The 18,161-nt window shown below is 70.6% G+C and carries 13 protein-coding genes and 1 pseudogene; 8 read left to right on the plus strand and 6 right to left on the minus strand.

Features of this window, described 5'->3' with window-relative positions; translation table 11 throughout:
* Nucleotides 1–37 precede the first annotated feature (37 nt).
* Together ABZ945_RS09215 and ABZ945_RS09220 are read right to left on the minus strand one after the other, a co-directional pair.
* On the minus strand, nt 38–718 hold the full coding sequence (locus ABZ945_RS09215; protein WP_361266242.1) for a TrkA family potassium uptake protein: 681 nt from the start codon (nt 716–718) through the stop codon (nt 38–40).
* Nucleotides 718–1,389 carry a TrkA family potassium uptake protein gene (locus ABZ945_RS09220; RefSeq protein ID WP_361266244.1) on the minus strand — a complete coding sequence of 224 codons (672 nt, stop codon included), beginning with the start codon at nt 1,387–1,389 and terminating at the stop codon, nt 718–720. The genes ABZ945_RS09215 and ABZ945_RS09220 overlap by 1 nt, the downstream gene beginning before the upstream one ends.
* Nucleotides 1,390–1,708: 319 nt before the next feature.
* Here ABZ945_RS09220 and ABZ945_RS09225 point away from each other — a divergent pair, with 319 nt between their 5' ends.
* On the plus strand, nt 1,709–3,802 hold the full coding sequence (locus ABZ945_RS09225; protein WP_361266246.1) for an APC family permease: 2,094 nt from the start codon (nt 1,709–1,711) through the stop codon (nt 3,800–3,802).
* Between the two features lie 142 nt (nt 3,803–3,944).
* Entirely contained in the window at nt 3,945–5,300 is a 1,356-nt protein-coding gene (locus ABZ945_RS09230) for a class I SAM-dependent RNA methyltransferase (RefSeq protein ID WP_361266248.1), read from the plus strand.
* 158 nt (nt 5,301–5,458) lie between these two features.
* On the opposite strand, the gene ABZ945_RS09235 is transcribed toward ABZ945_RS09230, so the two are convergent.
* Both ABZ945_RS09235 and ABZ945_RS09240 read right to left on the minus strand, forming a co-directional pair.
* Nucleotides 5,459–6,004 carry a hypothetical protein gene (locus tag ABZ945_RS09235; protein ID WP_361266249.1) on the minus strand — a complete coding sequence of 182 codons (546 nt, stop codon included), beginning with the start codon at nt 6,002–6,004 and terminating at the stop codon, nt 5,459–5,461.
* 745 nt (nt 6,005–6,749) lie between these two features.
* The gene (locus ABZ945_RS09240; RefSeq protein ID WP_361266251.1) at nt 6,750–7,472 is read right to left on the minus strand and encodes a helix-turn-helix domain-containing protein; all 723 of its coding nucleotides are present in this window, start codon (nt 7,470–7,472) and stop codon (nt 6,750–6,752) included.
* A gap of 68 nt (nt 7,473–7,540) precedes the next feature.
* Between ABZ945_RS09240 and ABZ945_RS09245 the strand changes: the two genes are divergently transcribed.
* From ABZ945_RS09245 to ABZ945_RS09255, 3 genes and pseudogenes are all read left to right on the plus strand, one after another.
* Nucleotides 7,541–8,194, plus strand: coding sequence for a flavin reductase family protein (locus tag ABZ945_RS09245; protein ID WP_361266253.1), 654 nt, complete (start codon nt 7,541–7,543; stop codon nt 8,192–8,194).
* A 121-nt stretch (nt 8,195–8,315) separates the two neighbouring features.
* Nucleotides 8,316–9,797, plus strand: a pseudogene (locus ABZ945_RS09250) (transposase).
* Nucleotides 9,798–9,951: 154 nt separating this feature from the next.
* Nucleotides 9,952–10,686 (plus strand): hypothetical protein, encoded by a 735-nt coding sequence (locus tag ABZ945_RS09255; RefSeq protein ID WP_361266255.1) that lies wholly within the window; start codon nt 9,952–9,954, stop codon nt 10,684–10,686.
* A gap of 31 nt (nt 10,687–10,717) precedes the next feature.
* Here the strand turns inward: ABZ945_RS09255 and ABZ945_RS09260 are convergent, their stop codons facing one another.
* Entirely contained in the window at nt 10,718–11,203 is a 486-nt protein-coding gene (locus ABZ945_RS09260; RefSeq protein ID WP_361266257.1) for a DUF4265 domain-containing protein, read from the minus strand.
* Nucleotides 11,204–11,737: 534 nt separating this feature from the next.
* Here ABZ945_RS09260 and ABZ945_RS09265 point away from each other — a divergent pair.
* Nucleotides 11,738–12,367, plus strand: coding sequence for a PASTA domain-containing protein (locus ABZ945_RS09265; RefSeq protein WP_361266259.1), 630 nt, complete (start codon nt 11,738–11,740; stop codon nt 12,365–12,367).
* 223 nt (nt 12,368–12,590) lie between these two features.
* The gene (locus tag ABZ945_RS09270; protein ID WP_361266261.1) at nt 12,591–15,407 is read left to right on the plus strand and encodes a phosphatidylinositol-specific phospholipase C domain-containing protein; all 2,817 of its coding nucleotides are present in this window, start codon (nt 12,591–12,593) and stop codon (nt 15,405–15,407) included.
* Between the two features lie 161 nt (nt 15,408–15,568).
* On the opposite strand, the gene ABZ945_RS09275 is transcribed toward ABZ945_RS09270, so the two are convergent.
* Entirely contained in the window at nt 15,569–16,648 is a 1,080-nt protein-coding gene (locus ABZ945_RS09275) for a LacI family DNA-binding transcriptional regulator (protein ID WP_361266263.1), read from the minus strand.
* A gap of 258 nt (nt 16,649–16,906) precedes the next feature.
* Here ABZ945_RS09275 and ABZ945_RS09280 point away from each other — a divergent pair, with 258 nt between their 5' ends.
* Nucleotides 16,907–18,157: an ABC transporter ATP-binding protein gene (locus ABZ945_RS09280; RefSeq protein WP_361266265.1), complete on the plus strand. Its 1,251-nt coding sequence runs from the start codon at nt 16,907–16,909 to the stop codon at nt 18,155–18,157.
* Nucleotides 18,158–18,161 lie beyond the last annotated feature (4 nt).

The raw sequence follows: 18,161 nt of genomic DNA on the forward strand, positions 1-18,161 counted from the left end.
CTCTTCGTACTCCTTCGTACCCCTTCATCCTCCGCCGTCAGTCGCCGGCGGCCGCCCCCCGGCGCACCGACAGCAGCTCCTCCAGCTGCTCCTCACGCGCCTGGGCCGCGACGAACAGCAGCTCGTCCCCGGCCTCCAGGGTCTCCTCGGGGCTCGGCGTCAGCACTCGCGAGCCGCGGATGATCGTCACCAGCGAGGTGTCCTGCGGCCAGTCCACGTCACCCACCGACGTACCGGCGACCGGCGACTCCGGCGGCAGGGTCAGCTCGACCAGGTTGGCGTCGCCATGGCTGAAGCGCAGCAGCCGGACCAGGTCGCCGACGCTCACCGCCTCCTCCACCAGGGCCGACATCAGCCGCGGCGTGGAGACGGCGACGTCCACGCCCCAGGACTCGTTGAACAGCCACTCGTTCTTGGGGTTGTTGACTCGGGCGACCACCCGCGGCACCGCGTACTCGGTCTTCGCCAGCAGCGAGACGACCAGGTTCACCTTGTCGTCACCGGTGGCCGCGATCACCGTGTTGCAGCGCTGCAGCGCCGCCTCGTCCAGCGAGGTGATCTCGCAGGCGTCGGCCAGCAGCCACTCCGCCTGCGGCACCCGCTCCACCGAGATGGCCGTGGGCGCCTTGTCGATCAGCAGCACCTCGTGCCCGTTCTCCAGCAGCTCGCCGGCGATGGAACGGCCCACCGCGCCGGCGCCCGCGATAGCGACCCGCATCAGTGACCACTCTCCCCGTCAGGCCCCTCGGCGAACGCCGCCTCGACCTTCTCGATCTCGTCCGTCCGCATCATCACGTGCACCAGGTCGCCCTCCTGGAGGACCGTCTGCGACGTGGGCAGGACCGCCTCGCCCAGGCGGGTGAGGAACGCCACCCGGACCCCGGTCTCCTCCTGGAGCCGGCTCACCTTGTGGCCGATCCAGGCCGCCGAGGTGTGCACCTCGGCGAGCTGCACCCCACCGCTCGGATCCCGCCACAGCGGCTCCGCGCCGGACGGCAGCAGCCGCCGCAGCATCTGGTCCGCGGTCCAGCGCACGGTGGCGACCGTCGGGATGCCGAGCCGCTGGTAGACCTCGGCCCGCTTGGGGTCGTAGATGCGGGCGGCCACGTTCTCGATGCCGAACATCTCGCGGGCCACCCGCGCGGCGATGATGTTGGAGTTGTCGCCGCTGCTGACCGCGGCGAAGGCGCCGGCCTCCTCGATCCCCGCCTCGCGCAGGGTGTCCTGGTCGAAGCCGACCCCGGTGACCCGCCGCCCGCCGAAGCCCGAGCCCAGCCGGCGGAAGGCCGTCGGGTCCTGGTCGACGACGGCGACCGTGTGCCCCTGCTGCTCCAGGGTCTGCGCCAGCGCGGCACCGACCCGGCCGCAGCCCATGATGACGATGTGCACGTCCGCTACCCCGCACTCCTGGTCGCCGTGACGGCCACCATGACGACCACCTGCGCAAACACCCTGCTCACTCTTCTCTCTCGGCCATCTCCCGGCCTTCTCTCGGCCTTCTTTCGGCCTCTTCTCGGGCCGCGTGCGGTGCTGTCCGACGACGAGCTTATTCCGCCACCCCCGGCAACCCCGCATCCCGGGGTGCCGACGCGGCCCGGGCCCCCTGACAGGGCTGATCAAGCACCGGCGCGTTAAGGGCGCGCAATGATTTCCCGGCGGCGGGGTGGGAGGTACGTACGGCCGAATTCGACCGCTTACGATCCTCTGCGTGTCCAAACTGACCGACGTGCCCAAACGCATCCTGATCGGCCGGGCGCTGCGCAGCGACAGGCTGGGGGAGACCCTCCTCCCCAAGCGCATCGCCCTGCCCGTCTTCGCGTCCGACCCGCTCTCCTCGGTGGCGTACGCGCCCGGTGAGGTCCTGCTGGTCCTCTCCATCGCGGGTGTGTCGGCCTACCACTTCAGCCCCTGGATCGCGGTCGCCGTCGTGGTCCTGATGTTCACCGTGGTCGCCTCCTACCGGCAGAACGTCCACGCCTACCCCAGCGGCGGCGGCGACTACGAGGTCGCCACCACCAACCTCGGCCCCCGGGCCGGGCTGACCGTGGCCAGCGCGCTGCTGGTCGACTACGTCCTCACCGTCGCCGTCTCCATCTCCTCCGGCGTGGAGAACCTCGGCTCCGCGATCCCCTTCGTGGTCGAGCACAAGGTCTTCTCGGCCATCGCCGTGATCGGCCTGCTCACCGTGATGAACCTGCGCGGGGTGCGGGAGTCCGGCAAGCTCTTCGCCATCCCCACGTACGTCTTCGTGGCCGGCGTCTTCATCATGATCGCCTGGGGCGCGTACCAGTCGCTGGTCCTGGGCGACACCATGAAGGCCCCCACCGCCGACTTCGAGATCAAGCCCGAGCACCAGGGCCTGGCCGGTTTCGCCCTGGTCTTCCTTCTCCTGCGGGCCTTCTCCTCCGGCTGCGCCGCGCTCACCGGCGTGGAGGCGATCAGCAACGGCGTCCCCGCCTTCCGCAAGCCCAAGAGCAAGAACGCCGCCACCACCCTGGCCCTGATGGGCGGCCTGGCCGTCACCATGTTCTGCGGCATCATCGGCCTGGCCATGGCCTCCGGCGTCAAGATGGCCGAGCAGCCCTCCACCGACCTCATCCGCGACGGCGTCCCGGTCGGCTCCGACTACGTCCAGAACCCGGTGATCTCCCAGGTCGCCGCCGCCGTCTTCGGCGAAGGCACCTTCTTCTTCATCCTGCTCGCCGCCGCCACCGCCCTGGTCCTCTTCCTGGCGGCCAACACCGCCTACAACGGCTTCCCGCTGCTGGGCTCGATCCTGGCCCAGGACCGCTATCTGCCGCGCCAGTTGCACACCCGCGGCGACCGGCTGGCCTTCTCCAACGGCATCGTGCTGCTGGCCGGGGCCGCGATGCTGCTGGTCGGGATCTACGAGGCCGACTCCACCAAGCTGATCCAGCTCTACATCGTCGGCGTCTTCGTCTCCTTCACCCTCAGCCAGACCGGCATGGTCCGGCACTGGAACCGCCATCTGCGCACCGAGAAGAACCCCGCCGTCCGCCGCCGGATGGTCCGCTCCCGGGCCATCAACGCCTTCGGCGCCACCTTCACCGGCCTGGTCCTGATCGTCGTCCTCGCCACCAAGTTCACCCATGGCGCCTGGGTCGCGCTGCTCGGCATGGTGATCTTCTACGGCGTGATGAGCGCGATCCGGAAGCACTACGACCGGGTGGCCGCGGAGATCTCCGCCCCCGACGAGCCCGGCGACGAGACCGCCCGCCCCTCCCGGGTGCACTCCATCGTCCTGGTCTCCAAGCTCCACCGCCCCACCCTCCGGGCCGTCGGCTACGCCAAGCTGATGCGCTCCGACAAGCTCGAAGCCCTCAGCGTCAACGTCGACCCCGCCGAGACCAAGGCGCTGCGCGACGAATGGGAACGCCGCTCCATCAACGTCCCCCTCAAGATCCTCGACTCCCCCTACCGCGAGATCACCCGCCCGGTGATCGAGTACGTCAAGTCCATCCGCCGCGAGAACCCGCGGGACGCGGTCAGCGTGATCATCCCCGAGTACGTGGTCGGCCACTGGTACGAGCACCTGCTGCACAACCAGAGCGCCCTGCGCCTCAAGGGCCGCCTGCTCTTCACCCCCGGCGTCATGGTCACCTCGGTGCCCTACCAGCTCCAGTCCTCCGAGGCCGCCAAGCGCCGCGCCAAGAAGCGCTCCGAATGGAACGCCCCCGGCGCCGTCCGCCGCGGCCCGGTAGACCCCCGCCACGGCAAGGAACCGTCCCGGCCGGGCACCGGAAACGGCACCGCGAACGGGAACGGGAACGGGAAGGGCTGACGGAGCCCGAGGTCGGGGCCGGCGGCGGTACGGACCCTTGCCCATGTCCGCGTAGACTGGTGGGCTGCCCGCCCTGACCGGTGGGCCGTCCCTCCGGGTCGCCCACCGTCCCGCCCCCACCCCTCCCTGGAGCTCCGCCGCCATGCCGCACGCCCCCGAGCCCTCCTCCTCCGTCTCCTCCGGGAGTTCCCCCCAGCCCTCGCTGGTCGGGGAGGAGTACGAGGTCGAGGTCGGCCCCGTCGCGCACGGCGGGCACTGCATCGCCCGCAACGACGAGGGGCGGGTGCTCTTCGTCCGGCACACCCTGCCGGGGGAGCGGGTGGTGGCCCGGGTGACCGAGGGCACGGCCGACTCCCGCTACCTCCGCGCCGACGCCGTCGACATCCTGACCCCCTCCAAGGACCGGGTGGAGGCCCCCTGCCCGTTCGCCGGGCCGGGCCGGTGCGGCGGCTGCGACTGGCAGCACGCCAAGCCCGGTGCCCAGCGCCGCCTCAAGGGCGAGGTCATCGCCGAGCAGCTCCAGCGGCTGGCCGGCCTCACTCCCGAGGAGGCCGGCTGGGACGGCACCGTCGTTCCCGCCGAGGGCGACAAGCTTCCCGCCGGCGAGGTGCCCGCCTGGCGCACCCGCGTCCAGTACGCCGTGGACGCCGAGGGCCGCGCCGGACTGCGCCGCCACCGCTCCCACGAGGTCGAGCCCATCGACCGCTGCCTGATCGCCGCCCCCGGTATCTCCGAACTCGGCATCGAGCGGCGCGAGTGGCCGGGCATGGCCTCCATCGAGGCGATCGCCGCCACCGGCTCGGCCGACCGCCAGGTCGTCCTCACGCCGCGCCCCGGCGCCCGCCTGCCCATCGTCGAGCTGGACCGGCCCGTCTCCGTCCTCCGTATCCACGAGCGGGACGGCAGCGTCCACCGCGTCCACGGCCGCCCCTTCGTCCGCGAACGCGCCGACGACCGCACCCACCGCGTCGGCAACGGCGGCTTCTGGCAGGTCCACCCCAAGGCCGCCGACACCCTGGTCACCGCCGTCATGCAGGGCCTGCTGCCCCGCAAGGGCGACACCGCCCTCGACCTCTACTGCGGCGCCGGCCTCTTCGCCGGGGCCCTCGCCGACCGGGTCGGCGACCAGGGCGCCGTCCTCGGCGTCGAACTCGGCAAGCGCGCCGTCGAGGACGCCCGCCACAACCTCCAGCACTTCGACCGGGTCCGCATCGAGCAGGGCAAGGTCGAGCAGGTCCTGCCCCGCACCCGGATCACCGAGGCCGACCTCGTCGTCCTCGACCCGCCCCGCGCCGGCGCCGGCCGCGACACCGTCACCCGCCTCGCCACCCTCGGCGCCCGCCGCATCGCCTACGTCGCCTGCGACCCCGCCGCCCTCGCCCGCGACCTCGCCTACTTCCGCGAAGCCGGCTACCGGCCCCGGACCCTGCGGGCGTTCGACCTGTTCCCGATGACGCACCATGTGGAGTGCGTGGCGATTCTGGAGCCGGTTAAGTAAGGGCTCTGACCTGGGGCTTTGTTGGCGCGCGGTATGCGCGGTGTGGGCGTTGCGGGCGATACCTTGACGCTGAGATGACGCTCGCAACGCTCATTTGACGCTCGTTCTGATGGGGTGTCAGGTCAGGGTTGGGGGTTGCCCCCTCCCTGTCCTGCCGATTACGCAAGGCGTCTTCCACCTCCACTGGGATGGTGCTGGCGTCGTGGTGGCTTCCCCACGACTGAGAGTCCCGTCCCGCGTGTGTCTTGGATGCCGCACACGCTCCTGTACAAGCCCTCGGTCGCCCGTTCCGACACGGGAGCCCAGGTGTTGATGGCCAGGGCGCGGGGATGCCCCCGGGTGGCGAGCGCCGGCCGCCACCCGCTTGACTGCGCCGTCGACGGTCTCGTGTTCCCAGATGCGGAGGGCAGCCAACCGATCAGCGTGAGGTGGGCATCGGTCTCCTCATCGCGGCGGGCATTGCCCCGAAGCTTCTGCCGCCACCACTCCGAGTTGTGCCGGGGCGCGTGCAGGTGAGTCGGGCAGGCGTGCCAGAAACAGCCCTGCACGAACACGGCGGTGCGCCACTTCGTGAACGTGACGTCGGCGCGACGACGTGGCATGCCGACGATCGGCAGGTCCACGCGGTAGCGGAAGCCCAACGAGTGCAGAGCCCGGTGAAGCGCAAGCTCCGGAGCCGTGTCCCGGCTTCGCTGAGCGACCATGACCCTTCGCGCGTTGGCATCGCGCGGCGTGGGCGTCCCTCTGCGACGTTCCTGGATTCTCACGCCTGATCAACCATCGGGTTCCCTCGCCGTTACGGGCGGCGTACCGATGATCTGTTCGGGCCGTTCACGACCGCCGCTCATGCTGCGACCGAACTCGGCATCGTGCTCCTTCCCGGTTTCACCGAGGGGTTGTGGGCAGCGGTCGGACGTGATTGTGCGACGGGCAGGCCTCAGGAGCCGGACAGCGGCGCCGTGACCGTGGATGGAACGAGTTGGGCCGCCGCGAGGACGCCGGGGATGGCCCCGTGTCGACCGCGCTGAAGATCAGGGGCGGACACAGAGGGGCGTCGTCTTCAGACCGAATCGAATGCTTGGGGGCGATCGGCGGCTGTCCCTGGGCTCCCTCCGGAGCTTGGGAGTCGGACACCTGGTCCCAGGTGCTGGCTGTGCTGCTCCTCCGATCGCCGATGAAGAACTGTGCGTAACCGAAGAAAGCCTTCCGTCTTGCTCTTTGTAGGACTCGACCTGTGGTCAAGTACTTAGAAGGGACTTGGTGGGTAGGGGAATAGAGTGGCTCTGACCTGCGTGAACGTACTCAGTCGCTCGCCGCTCCCGAAAACTTCCGGTGTCTTCGGGACGGCGGGGCTGTCAGTGGTGGGGGCTAGGAGCGTGGGTCACCAACGAACCACAGACTGCGGCGCGGGGCCGGGGACGACAGTGTCTGACCGGGTGGGATCGGTCTTCATCTGATGGGAGTGTGCGTCTCGCCGGACAGGCCGAGGTGGACTCGAAGCGCGCGGCGACCGGTCTCGGTGAGAGCGACGGCGCGACTGGTGCCGATCCGGGTGATCCAACCGGAGTCGAAGGCGTGACGGCACAGGGAGGCACCGACGGCACCGGCCAGGTGAGGGCGGCGTTCGGTCCAGTCCAGGCACGAGCGGACGGGCGGACGCCGCGTAGCGGCCGATAGCACCATGCCGAGTTCGGCCAGCCAGTCGGTCCCGTTGCCGGTGAGCGCAAGCCCCTGCTCCCAGTCCAGCAACCCCCGGTCGGTCATCGCCTCGGTGATCGCGACCCCGAGGGCGCCCGCGAGGTGGTCATAGCACGTGCGGGCGCGGGCCAACGCCCGGCTCCGGTTGACAGCGGGCAGTGAGCGGGGCGGATCGCCGCGTCGAGGCGCCATGGAGGCAAGGGTCTCGATCAGTTGGGCCGTCTCGGGATCGGCGAGGCGGACGTAGCGATGACGGCCCTGACGCTCCTGCGCGAGCAGTCCTCCGCCGACCAGGAGGTTCAGGTGCTCGGTGGCCGTCGAGGCGGCCACCCCTGCATGGCGCGCCAACTCGGTCGCGGTCCATGCCCGACCGTCCAGAAGGGCCAGGCAGAAGCTCGCGCGGGTGCCGTCCGCCAGAAGTCCGGCCAGAGCGGCCAGGTCCGGGCCCTCCGGGTGCGCGTCATGGCTTCTCATCGCCGTCCATCATCCACCAGCGATCCTTCGGCGAGGGCCGAAGAGTCTTCACCCTACGGTCGACTCCCATGGACACCGCGACACCCAGCACCACACCCAACAACACGTCGGCCGCCCATGCGGCCATCGAGCCGAGCATCCTGTACTTCGGGACGCCGGTCGTACTGCTCTCGACGGAGAATGAGAACGGCTCCTTCAATCTGGCGCCGATGTCCTCGGCCTGGGCACTGGGCCACGTCATCGTCCTCGGTCTGGGGCCTGAGGGACAGACCGCGCACAATCTCCGCAGCCGCCCCGATCTCGTGGTCAACCTCCCCGCGCCCGCCCAGTGGCCGGCGGTGGAGCGGCTGGCGCCGCTGACCGGACGCACCCCGATACCCGTGGACAAGCGCGGCACCTTCCGTTTCGAGCCGGACAAGTTCGCCGCTGCCGGCCTGCGACCTGAACCCTCCGAGCTGGTTCGGCCACCCAGGGCCGCCGAATGTCCCATCCAACTGGAGGCCCGCGCCGCCCGGGTCCAACCCGATGCCTCCGGAGCTTTCCTCATCGTCGAAGCCCAGGTGCTCAAGGTCCACGCCGATCCGCGCATCGTCGTCCCCGGCTCCCAGCACATCGACCCGACCGTGTGGAGCCCACTGATCTACAACTTCCGTCACTACTTCGGGCTGGGCCCCGAACTCGGCCGCAGCTTCCGCTCCCAGACACCCCGGCAGAGCCACTGACCGACCTCGAAGCCGGTAAGCGCATGGGACAAGGGGGACCGGAATAGGCCGCAACCGGCAGCCTGCCTCGATTCTGTGATCATTCGTGCGGAATGATGTCGGTATGCGTGATAGGGAGGGCCTGTTCGAGGCCGAGCCGGTCGAGAAGAAACGGCCTCGGGCGCGTGCGGCGGCGGCGGTGGACAAGCGGTTCAGGGCGTTCGACCCGCGCTAGGCGTTGCTGCTGCCGCCGTCGCTGGATGACTGGCTGCCGGAGGACCACCTGGCGCGGTTTGTCGCCGACCCGGTCGACCAGGCGCTCGACCTGGCGCCGATCCTGGCCGACTACACCGAAAAGCGCGGCTACCCGCCCTACGATCCGCGGCTGATGGTGCGGCTGCTGATCTACGGCTACACCACCGGTGTGCGCTTCTCCCGGGCAATCGAGCGCAAGTGTGTGGACGACGTGGCCTTCCGGTTCCTGTCCGCCGACCAGGCTCCGGGTTTCCGCTCGATCGCCCGGTTCCGCCGTCGGCACCTCGACGCGCTCGCCGACCTGGTCCTGCAGTCCCTGCACCTCGCCCTGAAGCTCGGCATGGTCAAGATGGGCCGTGTCGCCCTGGACGGCACGAAACTGGAGGCCAACGCCTCCAAGCACAAGGCGATGAGCTACGGGCGCCTCGTCGACAAGGAGGAACGCGTCGAGGCCGAGATCGCCGAGCTGGAGGCCACGGCTGCCGCCCTGCTGGCCAACGCCGAGCATGTCGACACTGCCGAGGACGCCAGGTTTGGCGTCGACGGCAAGGAGGTAGACCTGCCCGCCGAGCTGAGCCGCCGCGAGAAGCGCCTCGCGCGGTTGCAGGCCGCCCGTGCCCGGATCGAGGCCGAGGCTGCCGACAAGGCCCGCCGCCACGCCGAGGGCAAGGAACGCCGCCAGCTGCGCGCCGGCAAAAGCGACGAGCAGGCCGTCACCGACGCCGGCGAGCAGGCCGCCGCGAACGCTCGCCCGAAGCCGAAAGCCCAGGCTAAGTTCACCTACCCCGACTCGCGGATCATGAAGAACAGCGACGGCGCCTGCATCCAGGCCCACAACGCCCAGGCCGTTGTCGACGAGCAGCATCAGGTCATCACCACCGCCGATGTGACGACCAACGCCTCCGACGCGCTGAACTACGCCAGCATGCTCGACCAGTCCGCCGCCAACACCGGAACCCACCCCAAGCAGGCCCTCGTGGACGCCGGCTACTGCTCCGAAACCAACCTCGAAGCCGCACAGGACCGCCAACTGTTCGGCGGCACCGACACGTTCATGGCCACCGGCCGCCTCGGCCACGACGAACAGGTCCCACCCGCACCACGCGGACGCGTCCCCAAGGACGCCACGCTCAAGGAGCGTATGGCCCGCAAACTGCGGACCAAGCACGGTCGGAAGGCCTACGGCCGCCGCAAGGCCATCGTCGAACCCGTCTTCGGGCAGATCATGACCTGCCAGAACGGCCGCCGGCTCCTCCTGCGCGGCGAGGACGGCGCCCGAGGAGAGTGGCGCCCGCTGACCGCCTGCCACAACTTCCGCAAGACCTTCCGGCACGTCGGCACCGCAGGACTCGCCGCAGCGATCGCCTGACCGGCCCGGGCCACCGGCCCTCTGGGCCGCTTCCCGGGCCGACAGGACCAGCACCCGCGCGGCAGACACAGGCCGGGCGGCCACAACCAACCTCGACGAGTACGACCACTCGGTCAGTTGCCGGTTACTGAGACACGCTCCTAGCGTGCGTCGCATGGGAGCGAAGACGGCGCTACTGGCGTACGCGGACGGAGACGTGGCCTCGGCGCTGCGGGAGGCCGGCGAGCCGACGGCTGAGGGAACGGCGGCGGTGATTGCCCAGGTCTTCCCGGGCTGGGGTATGGAGTCGACGAAGGGCGATGTCCTGGGGGAATCGACGTACCCGCCAGAGCGCCTCGCGTATGCGGCGAGCTTCCCGGGCATGGACCTGGTCTGCGATCGGCGTCTGATGTTCGACCGCCCGTCGGAACTCCCGGCGCACCTTCTGGAGGCCGCCGCGGGCCGTCGCGTGATCCTGCACGCGATGCACAGCGTCTCGGATTGGCTTGCCTTCGCGGTCTGGGAGGAGGGCCGCCTCCGCCGCTCGCTGAGCCTCTCGCCGGACGGCGGCATCGTGGAGAACATCGGTGACCCGTTCCCCTTCGAGATGCCCTACTGGGCTGGTGACCGGCCCGTGGAGCCTGACCCGGAGTGGGACGAGGAGCCGTACGCGCTGCCGTTCCGCCCTCTGGAACTGGGCAATGATGCCCTTCGAGTCCTGTTCGGCTTCCTCCTGGAAGGCCGGTCGTTGCCCGAGGACGCTGACCCGGACGAGGTCCCGCTGCTCGGCTTCGACCTCACGGACCCGGATACGTCCCGGCGAGCCCAGGAACGGGCAGCACTCGAAGAGGCAGCTCGGCGGATGCAACGCAGGAGCCTCCACCGCGGCCCGGATGGGATCTGGAGCTAAGCCGTCGGTGCGTAACTGGCGCGCACGCCGCTCACCCCGACTGTGCTGCCCGCCAGGCGTCGGTGATACGGCCCTCTTCCATGTCCCACCATTCTTGGGCCACGCCGTGATCGAGGAGCCGCTGGACCCTCGCGAGGTCCGCCTCCGGTGGCACGTCGAGGGCGACCATGCCGAATCGCTCGATCCCCTCTCCACCCACTCCCAGTTCCGCGAAGGCGTTCAGAACGCTCTGCAGTGCCGCGCCAGATCCTTTGTCCCGCAACACGATGAGTCGGATCGTGCAGTTCTGAGACGGCTCGACCACATGGCCCGCCCAGAGAACGCCCTCCTCGTCGGGGTGGGTGGCAAGGACGTCTCCGCACGCCACGCCGCGTACGAACCAAGGAGTGTTGTCGAGTTGCGCGGTGCCGTCGCCGTGGTCGAGAGCCCAAAGACTCTCTACCGAGGCGGGAGGCCAATCGCCATCCGTCTCGAGGTGGAAATGCACCTTCACATGGTCGGCTCCGGTCTGCGTCATTCGGTCAGGATGCACGACCTCTCCGACTCAGGCCCCGTGGGGCCCGTGCTTGAATCGGTGAGTGATCGAGTGGCAGTTGCCTAGGGGCGGGCGCGGACCTTACGACGAGGTTCCGCCTGTTCTCGAGCGGGTTCTGCGATCGCCGTCCCTCGACGAGGAAGCTTGGCGGGAACTCTGGCACCTCCTGGCCACCGAGGGACTCACGGTCTCGGCAGCCAGCTTCGTCGCGCTTCCGTATCTGAGGGACCTCGCCCGCAGCACATTCGTCGTTGCCGATCGGTACGCAGCCGAGAACGAACTCCACCACTCGTCAAGTGGCCCTGTCCCGATCGGTGGCTGGTGACAGGAGGAGAAACCGATCTTCTCGTGTCCCGCGCAGGGACCCTGGGCATTCGGCACCCGACCCTGGGGCAGGGCGGCCAGACGTCTTCTCCGCTGCTCGGTCACAACTCCATCACCACGGGAGCATGTGGCACCACGGAGTGTGTGGGGCCCGCTACGGGCAGGCCCTCACGAACCATCCTGGGGGACGCGTTGAACACTCGCACCATCATCGCCGCGCTCGCGTGCATCGCCGCGGTGGGCCTCGTCGGCTGCGACCCGGCCGCTACGGGACCGACTCCGGCCGCTACAGGGTCGACCCTGGCCGCGCCCGCCGCCACCCGGCCCACCGCCGAGGCTTCGGCCGAGAGGAAGGCGGTTCCGAACTTCGTCGGCATGGGGCTGCAGTCCGCCCAGGACGCCGCGCAGGAGGAGGGCTTCTTCGCGCTTACGTCGCATGACAGTGCCGGGCGGGGGCGTGTGCAGGCCTTCGACCGGAACTGGAAGGTGTGCTCGCAGAACGTGGCGGCCGGCAAGACCGTCCCGACCGACACCGCGTTGGACTTCGGCGCGGTGAAGTTGGAGGAGGAGTGCCCGGCCGGCGACGCCAAGGCGCCGGATGCGGCCGAGGGAACCATGCCGGACTTCGTCGGGAAGTCCGTGAAGGTCGCCCGCGACGCGCTCGACTCCGGCACGTCGATCACCGTCACCGACGCGGCTCAGGGGCGGATGGTGCTGGTGGAGAGCAACTGGCAGGTGTGCACCCAATCGCCCTCGGTGGGTACGGCGTTGGATGGGCAGCCGGTCGAGTTCACCGCGGTGAAGTTCGGGGAGGACTGCTGAGGCGATCCCATCCCGTGCGGCCGCCGGGGGCCCGGGGGTGGCGGTCGGGGGTGGGTGATCTTGGTTACACGTCGTGAAGGTCTGGACCTTGTGTCATGGTGCGCTGCGAGACTTCGGGCGTCCCATCCGGTGACCGCGTATGACGTGGCCACGTCCCGACGAGGTGCAGATGCCTTCCCTTTCCGCATGGACGACGAGAGAGCCGCGGCAGCGCGGCAGGGCCGTGTTCGGGGCCTTACTCGCCTTGGTGCTCTCCCTCTCCGGTATCGCCCTGGGTGCCACGCCGGCGCAGGCGAGCGATGCCTACAACAGCATCACCAGCGCGTCCGCGGCCAACGCCGACTGGATGTCCCGCGTCGCGGACGGCACCAGCCTGTCCTGGCTCTCGGTGCCCGGTACCCATGACAGTCTCGCGCTGTGCGGGGAGCTCGATCCGAAGACCGGGAAGTGCGGCGGCGTCGCCACCAGCATCACCCAGACCCAGGAGAACCACGGGTTCAGCGCGAAGACGCTGACCACCCAGTTCCGCGCCGGTATCAGGGCCCTGGACATCAGGGTCCGGCTGGACAAGGGCGACGAGGGGCTGAAGTTCACCATCCACCACGGCAGCGCCTACCAGTACGCCAACTTCACCGACGTCCTGAACGCGACCCGTGACTTCCTGCGCGAGAAGCCGGGCGAGACGGTGCTGCTGCATCTGAAGGCCGAGTGCGACGGCGGCACCTTCGGCTGCGAGGACGCCGAGGGCTTCCGTACCGACGAGTGGCGCAAGAAGGTCTTCAACTCCTATCTGGACGGCCGCTCGTACACCGGGAAGGGGGACGAGTACACGCAGGACACGGCGTGGCGGGACCTGTTCTGGGGTCCGTCGGTGAACGGGTGGGGCCAGGCGGACCGCGTCCCGAGCCTCGGGGAGGTGCGCGGGAAGGTCGTGCTGATGGGCTTCCGGGGCACCAAGGGCGGCATCTACGACGGGTACGGCATCAAGCAGCCGTATCCGGCGGGCGGCTCCAACAAGGAGTACGTGCAGGACGAGTACGAGGTCGCCACCATCAGCGACATCGCCGGCAAGTGGGAGAAGGCGCGGGCCCATCTGCGCCGGTCCAACGGGACCTGGGACTCGTCGCGACCGGGTGAGAAGGAGTACCCGTACCAGCCGGGCGCGCTGTACATCAACTACACCAGCGGCACCGGCGGCGGAGCCCACCCCTACACCGTGGCCGGCGGCACCCCCACGGCGACCGGGGTCAACTCCTTCCTCAGGCAGTGCCTCCAGGGAGAGAACGACCGCTGCCCCGAGTTCCACTCCGGCCGCGGCGGCAAGTTCGGCGGCCGGGAGAAGCTGGACCGGCTCGGCGTCGTCATGATGGACTTCCCCGGCGGAAAGCTCCTCGACGACATCATCGCCCGCAACCGGAGCGATGACGGCACCCTGAGGGTCATGGTCGTCGGCGACTCCATGACCCAGGGCCACGAGGGCGACTACACCTGGCGCTACCGGCTGTGGCAGTGGTTCCGCGACCAGCGCGTACCGGTCGACTTCGTCGGCCCCTACACCGGCACCAAGCCCCAGGACACCGGGTCCGCCCCGCAGCCGCCCCGCCTCCAGGGCGAACCGGAGCCGGCGCCCGGCCCGCCCCGGACCCACGGTGCCTACGCCAGGGGCGTGGAGCTCTTCGACAGCGACCACTTCGCGGTGTGGGGACGGCAGGCCGCCCAGGACAAGAGCCTGATCAAGGAGCAGGTCGCCCGGTACAAGCCGGACCTGATGCTCGTCGGCCTCGGCTTCAACGACATGGGCTGGTTCGTCAGCGACGCCCACGGCACCCTCGCCAGCATGAAGACGCTGGTGGACGAGGCTCGCGCGGCCAAGCCGGACCTCAAGTTCGCCCTGGCCAACGTCCCCCAGCGGACGAAGATCGACGGCCGCGACGACCTGATCGGCAACACGACCGCGTACAACAAGCTGCTGGCCGACGCCGTCCCCCGCTGGAACACCGGCAGTTCGCCGGTCAAGCTGGTCGACTGGCAGGGCGCCTACGACTGCGCGCCCGCCGGGTGCCCCGCCGCCTATGACGGCCTGCACCCCAACGCCGTGGGCGAGTACCAGATCGCGGGCGCGTTCGGGTCCACCCTGTACAAGGAGTTCGGGCTGGGGTCCTCCGCTCCCCGGGTCCCCACGGCCGGTCCGTCGCGGCCCTTCGGCACGCCGGTCAATGTCAGGGCCGTCTCCGCGGACAGCGGGATCGTCGTCACCTGGGACCCGGTCTTCGGGGCGTACGGCTACGAGGTCCGCTCCCGCCTGGCCGGGGTCACCGACTGGAGCACCACCCGCTCCCTCGGCAACCGGTTCGACACCACCTGGCTCATGGACGGCCAGAAGTGGGAGTACCAGGTCCGCACGAACAACGGCGACACCACCTCCGAGTGGTCGGGGACCGTGAGCGCCACGGCCCACCCGAAGACCGCGCCCGGACCCGTGGGCATCGTCACCCGCCCCACCGCGACCGGCATCGACTTCGCCTGGGGCACCCCGACCGGCCCGTACACCGACACCATCGAGCGGTACGGGGTGCTCGCCTACGACCTGGACACCCCTGGCGCGTTCGTGGAGTCCGTCGGTACCCGTGGCAAGGCCCTGCACTTCGGGGGCCTGAAGCCCGGTCACCGCTACGCCCTGGCCGTACAGACGTGGAACAAGGCGGGCGGCGGTCTGCCCGCCGCCGGTCGGCCCGTCGTCGTCGGCGCCGGCACCCCGCCGGCCCCGAGCGGGCTGAAGGTCACCTCCACCGACCCGACGACCGTCCAGCTGAACTGGACCGGCTCTCCCCAGGCGGGCGGCTACCGCGTGTGGATCCGCAACATCCACGACGGCAGTCCCTCCAAGGCCGAGGAGATGGTCATCCAGGAGACGCACCACGGGGTCGCGTACCTGTTCCCGGGCGTGTGGAACTACGAGTTCTGCATGACGGCGGTCAACGGCGCGCTGGAATCGGGCAAGTCCAACTGCGTGGTCGCCCCGAGGCCGGCCGGCAGCTGACCGACCGCCCAGCTCCCTTCGGGACACCGGTGCCCGGACAGGCCGCAGCGGCCTGTCCGGGCACCGGTGTTGCCGGGGTGTTGCTGGGTGCGGCGGAGGAGCTGCTGGTTCGGGACGCCGCGGCCGGGGAGCTCGCACCGGACCTTCGGGGTGTTCGGGCCTCAGGCCGGTGGCGGCAAGCGGAGGGGGCGGGGGGTGGTGGGGGCGGGGGCGGTGGATTCGCGGTCGATGTAGGTGCTGCGCAGGGTGTGGCGGCGGGGGCGGGCGGTGGAGCCGTCGATGCGGCGTAGCAGGATTTCGGCGGCCAACCCGCCCAGGTCCTGAGCGGGTTGGCTGACGACGGTGAGGCGGGGGCGGATGAGGGTGGCCCATTCGGCGTCGTCGAAGCCGATGACCGACACATCGGCCGGGAGGCGCGCGTCGAGGTCGCGCAGGGCGTCCAGGGTGCCGAGGGTGGCGACGTTGTCGGTGGTGAAGACGGCGGTGGGCCGGTCGTCGGCGGTCATCAGGCGCAGTACGGCGGCGCGGGCGCGGGCGCGGTCGTAGCCGGTGTGGCGGACGACCTCGGCGGTGCGGGGGATGCCGGCGGCGCGCAGGGCCTGGCGGTAGCCGGTAAGGCGCTCGGTGGTGGTCCAGATGTCCGCGCCACTCGCCAGGGCGGCGTCGTCGTCGGCCGGGGTGGCCGGGGAGGCGGAGGTGATGACGGCGATACGGGTGTGCCCCCGGTCGGTCAGGCCCGCGACGGCGGTCTTGGCGGCCTCCCGGTTGTCGACCACCACGCTGTCGAGTCCGGCGCCGCCGAGCGCGCGGTCCAGGAGGACCACCGGGATGCCCGAGGCGACGGCCTTGTCCAGGTGGGCGTGGTCGGAGCCGGCGGGGGTCACCACCAGGCCGTCCACCCGGCGCTCGATGAACATCTGCACCGCTGCCCGCTCCTTCTCGGCGTCCTCGTCGGTGTTGGCGAGGACGACCTGCAGGCCGGCCCGGGCGGCCACGTCGCTGACCCCGCGTACGGCGCGGGCGAAGTAGGCGTTCTCCACGTCGGCCACCACCACCCCGAGGGTGTGGGTCCGGCCGCTGATCATGCTGCGGGCCACCGCGTTGGTGCTGTAGCCCAGTTCGGTCGCGGCGGCCAGCACCCGTTCCCGGGTGGCGGCGCTGGCGGAGCCGTAGCCGCCGAGCACCCGGGCCGCGGTGGCCTGCCCGACTCCGGCGTGCCGGGCGACGTCGGGGATGGTCACGCGGCGGGGCGGGCGGGCGGGTTGCGGCATGGCGGCTGCTCCGGGACGGCCCGGCGGGTGAACGCCGGGGAAAGGTTGGATGAGATCCACCGGCATTCAACCATTGACGGGTGGCCGAGGGGCGTGGGTAAGGTACGGGCCGTTGGTAACGTTATCAATCACCGGACACCACGCTGACGATGACGTCGCTCACCGACGCGGCCGCATCTGCGGCCAGGAGCTTCGCACCCACCCGGATCCCCTGCGGAGGTACCACGGATGGCCCCCGACACCCTCGCCGCGCCACCGCCGGCCCACGACCACGCCACCACCCCGCCCGGTCCCGCCATCAGCCTCGTCGACGTCGTCAAGGACTACGGCGGGGACCGGAAGGGCGCCGCGAACGGCGCCGCCGTGCGCGGGGTGGACCTGGAAATCGGCGAAGGCGAGTTCTTCTCCCTGCTCGGCCCGTCCGGCTGCGGCAAGACCACCACCCTGCGCATGATCGCCGGGTTCGAGGAGCCGACCGGCGGCCGGATCCTGCTGCACGGCCGCGACATGGTCGGCGTCCCGCCCGACCAGCGGGACGTCAACCTGGTCTTCCAGTCGTACGCGCTCTTCCCGCACCTCAGTGTCGCCGACAACGTGGCCTTCGGCCTGCGCCGCCACCGGGTGCCGAAGGGCGAGATCCACGACCGGGTCGACCGCGTGCTGCACACCGTCGAACTGGTCGACAAGGCCGACCGCCGCCCCCGGCAGCTGTCCGGCGGCCAGCAGCAGCGCGTCGCCCTGGCCCGCGCCCTGGTCAACCGCCCCCGGGCGCTGCTGCTGGACGAGCCGCTGGGCGCGCTGGACCTCAAGCTGCGCCAGTCCATGCAGCTGGAGCTCAAGCGCATCCAGCGCGAGGTCGGCATCACCTTCGTCTACGTCACCCACGACCAGGCCGAGGCGCTGACCATGTCCGATCGCATCGCCGTGATGAACGGCGGCCTGGTCGAGCAGGTCGGACCGCCGAGGGAGGTGTACGAGCGGCCCGCCACCGCCTTCGTCGCCGGCTTCATCGGCACCTCCAACGTGCTCTCCGGGCGGCTCGCCGACAGCGGGACCGAGTCAGGGGCGGAGGCCGGGGCCGGGACGCGGACGGGCGTGCTGAACCTCGGCGGCGGCCAGCAGGTCGTGCTGCCGCTGCCGGAGGGCGCCGCGGCCGGCTCGCCGGTCGAGGTCACCGTACGGCCGGAGAAGATCACGCTCGGCGCGGCCCCGCCGGCCGGCCGGGTCAGCCGGATCCGGGGGACCGTGGAGGAGGTCGTCTACCTCGGCACCTCCTCCAGCTACGCGGTGCGCACCGCCACCGGCACGGAGCTGACCGTCTTCCAGCCCAACGACGGCACCGCCGCGCTGACCCCCGGGCGGGGCGACACCGTGTGGCTCACCTGGGCCACCGCCCACTCCTACCCGCTCGCCCCGGCCCCCGCGCCCGCCCCCGCACCGGTCACGGCGCCGGGCCCGGACGCCCCCGCCCCGCGCTGACGAC

Origin of the sequence: Streptomyces sp. NPDC046887 (assembly GCF_040644755.1) — a bacterium.
GTDB classification, from domain to species: domain Bacteria; phylum Actinomycetota; class Actinomycetes; order Streptomycetales; family Streptomycetaceae; genus Streptomyces; species Streptomyces lichenis.

Excerpts from the sequence above, each read along its gene's own strand:
- ABZ945_RS09235 (WP_361266249.1), bottom strand. The coding sequence starts at position 6,004 with ATGGTCGCTCAGCGAAGCCGGGACACGGCTCCGGAGCTTGCGCTTCAC.
- ABZ945_RS09245 (WP_361266253.1), top strand. The coding sequence starts at position 7,541 with ATGGACACCGCGACACCCAGCACCACACCCAACAACACGTCGGCCGCC.
- ABZ945_RS09240 (WP_361266251.1), bottom strand. The coding sequence starts at position 7,472 with ATGAGAAGCCATGACGCGCACCCGGAGGGCCCGGACCTGGCCGCTCTG.
- ABZ945_RS09230 (WP_361266248.1), top strand. The coding sequence starts at position 3,945 with ATGCCGCACGCCCCCGAGCCCTCCTCCTCCGTCTCCTCCGGGAGTTCC.
- ABZ945_RS09255 (WP_361266255.1), top strand. The coding sequence starts at position 9,952 with ATGGGAGCGAAGACGGCGCTACTGGCGTACGCGGACGGAGACGTGGCC.
- ABZ945_RS09260 (WP_361266257.1), bottom strand. The coding sequence starts at position 11,203 with ATGACGCAGACCGGAGCCGACCATGTGAAGGTGCATTTCCACCTCGAG.
- ABZ945_RS09215 (WP_361266242.1), bottom strand. The coding sequence starts at position 718 with ATGCGGGTCGCTATCGCGGGCGCCGGCGCGGTGGGCCGTTCCATCGCC.
- ABZ945_RS09280 (WP_361266265.1), top strand. The coding sequence starts at position 16,907 with ATGGCCCCCGACACCCTCGCCGCGCCACCGCCGGCCCACGACCACGCC.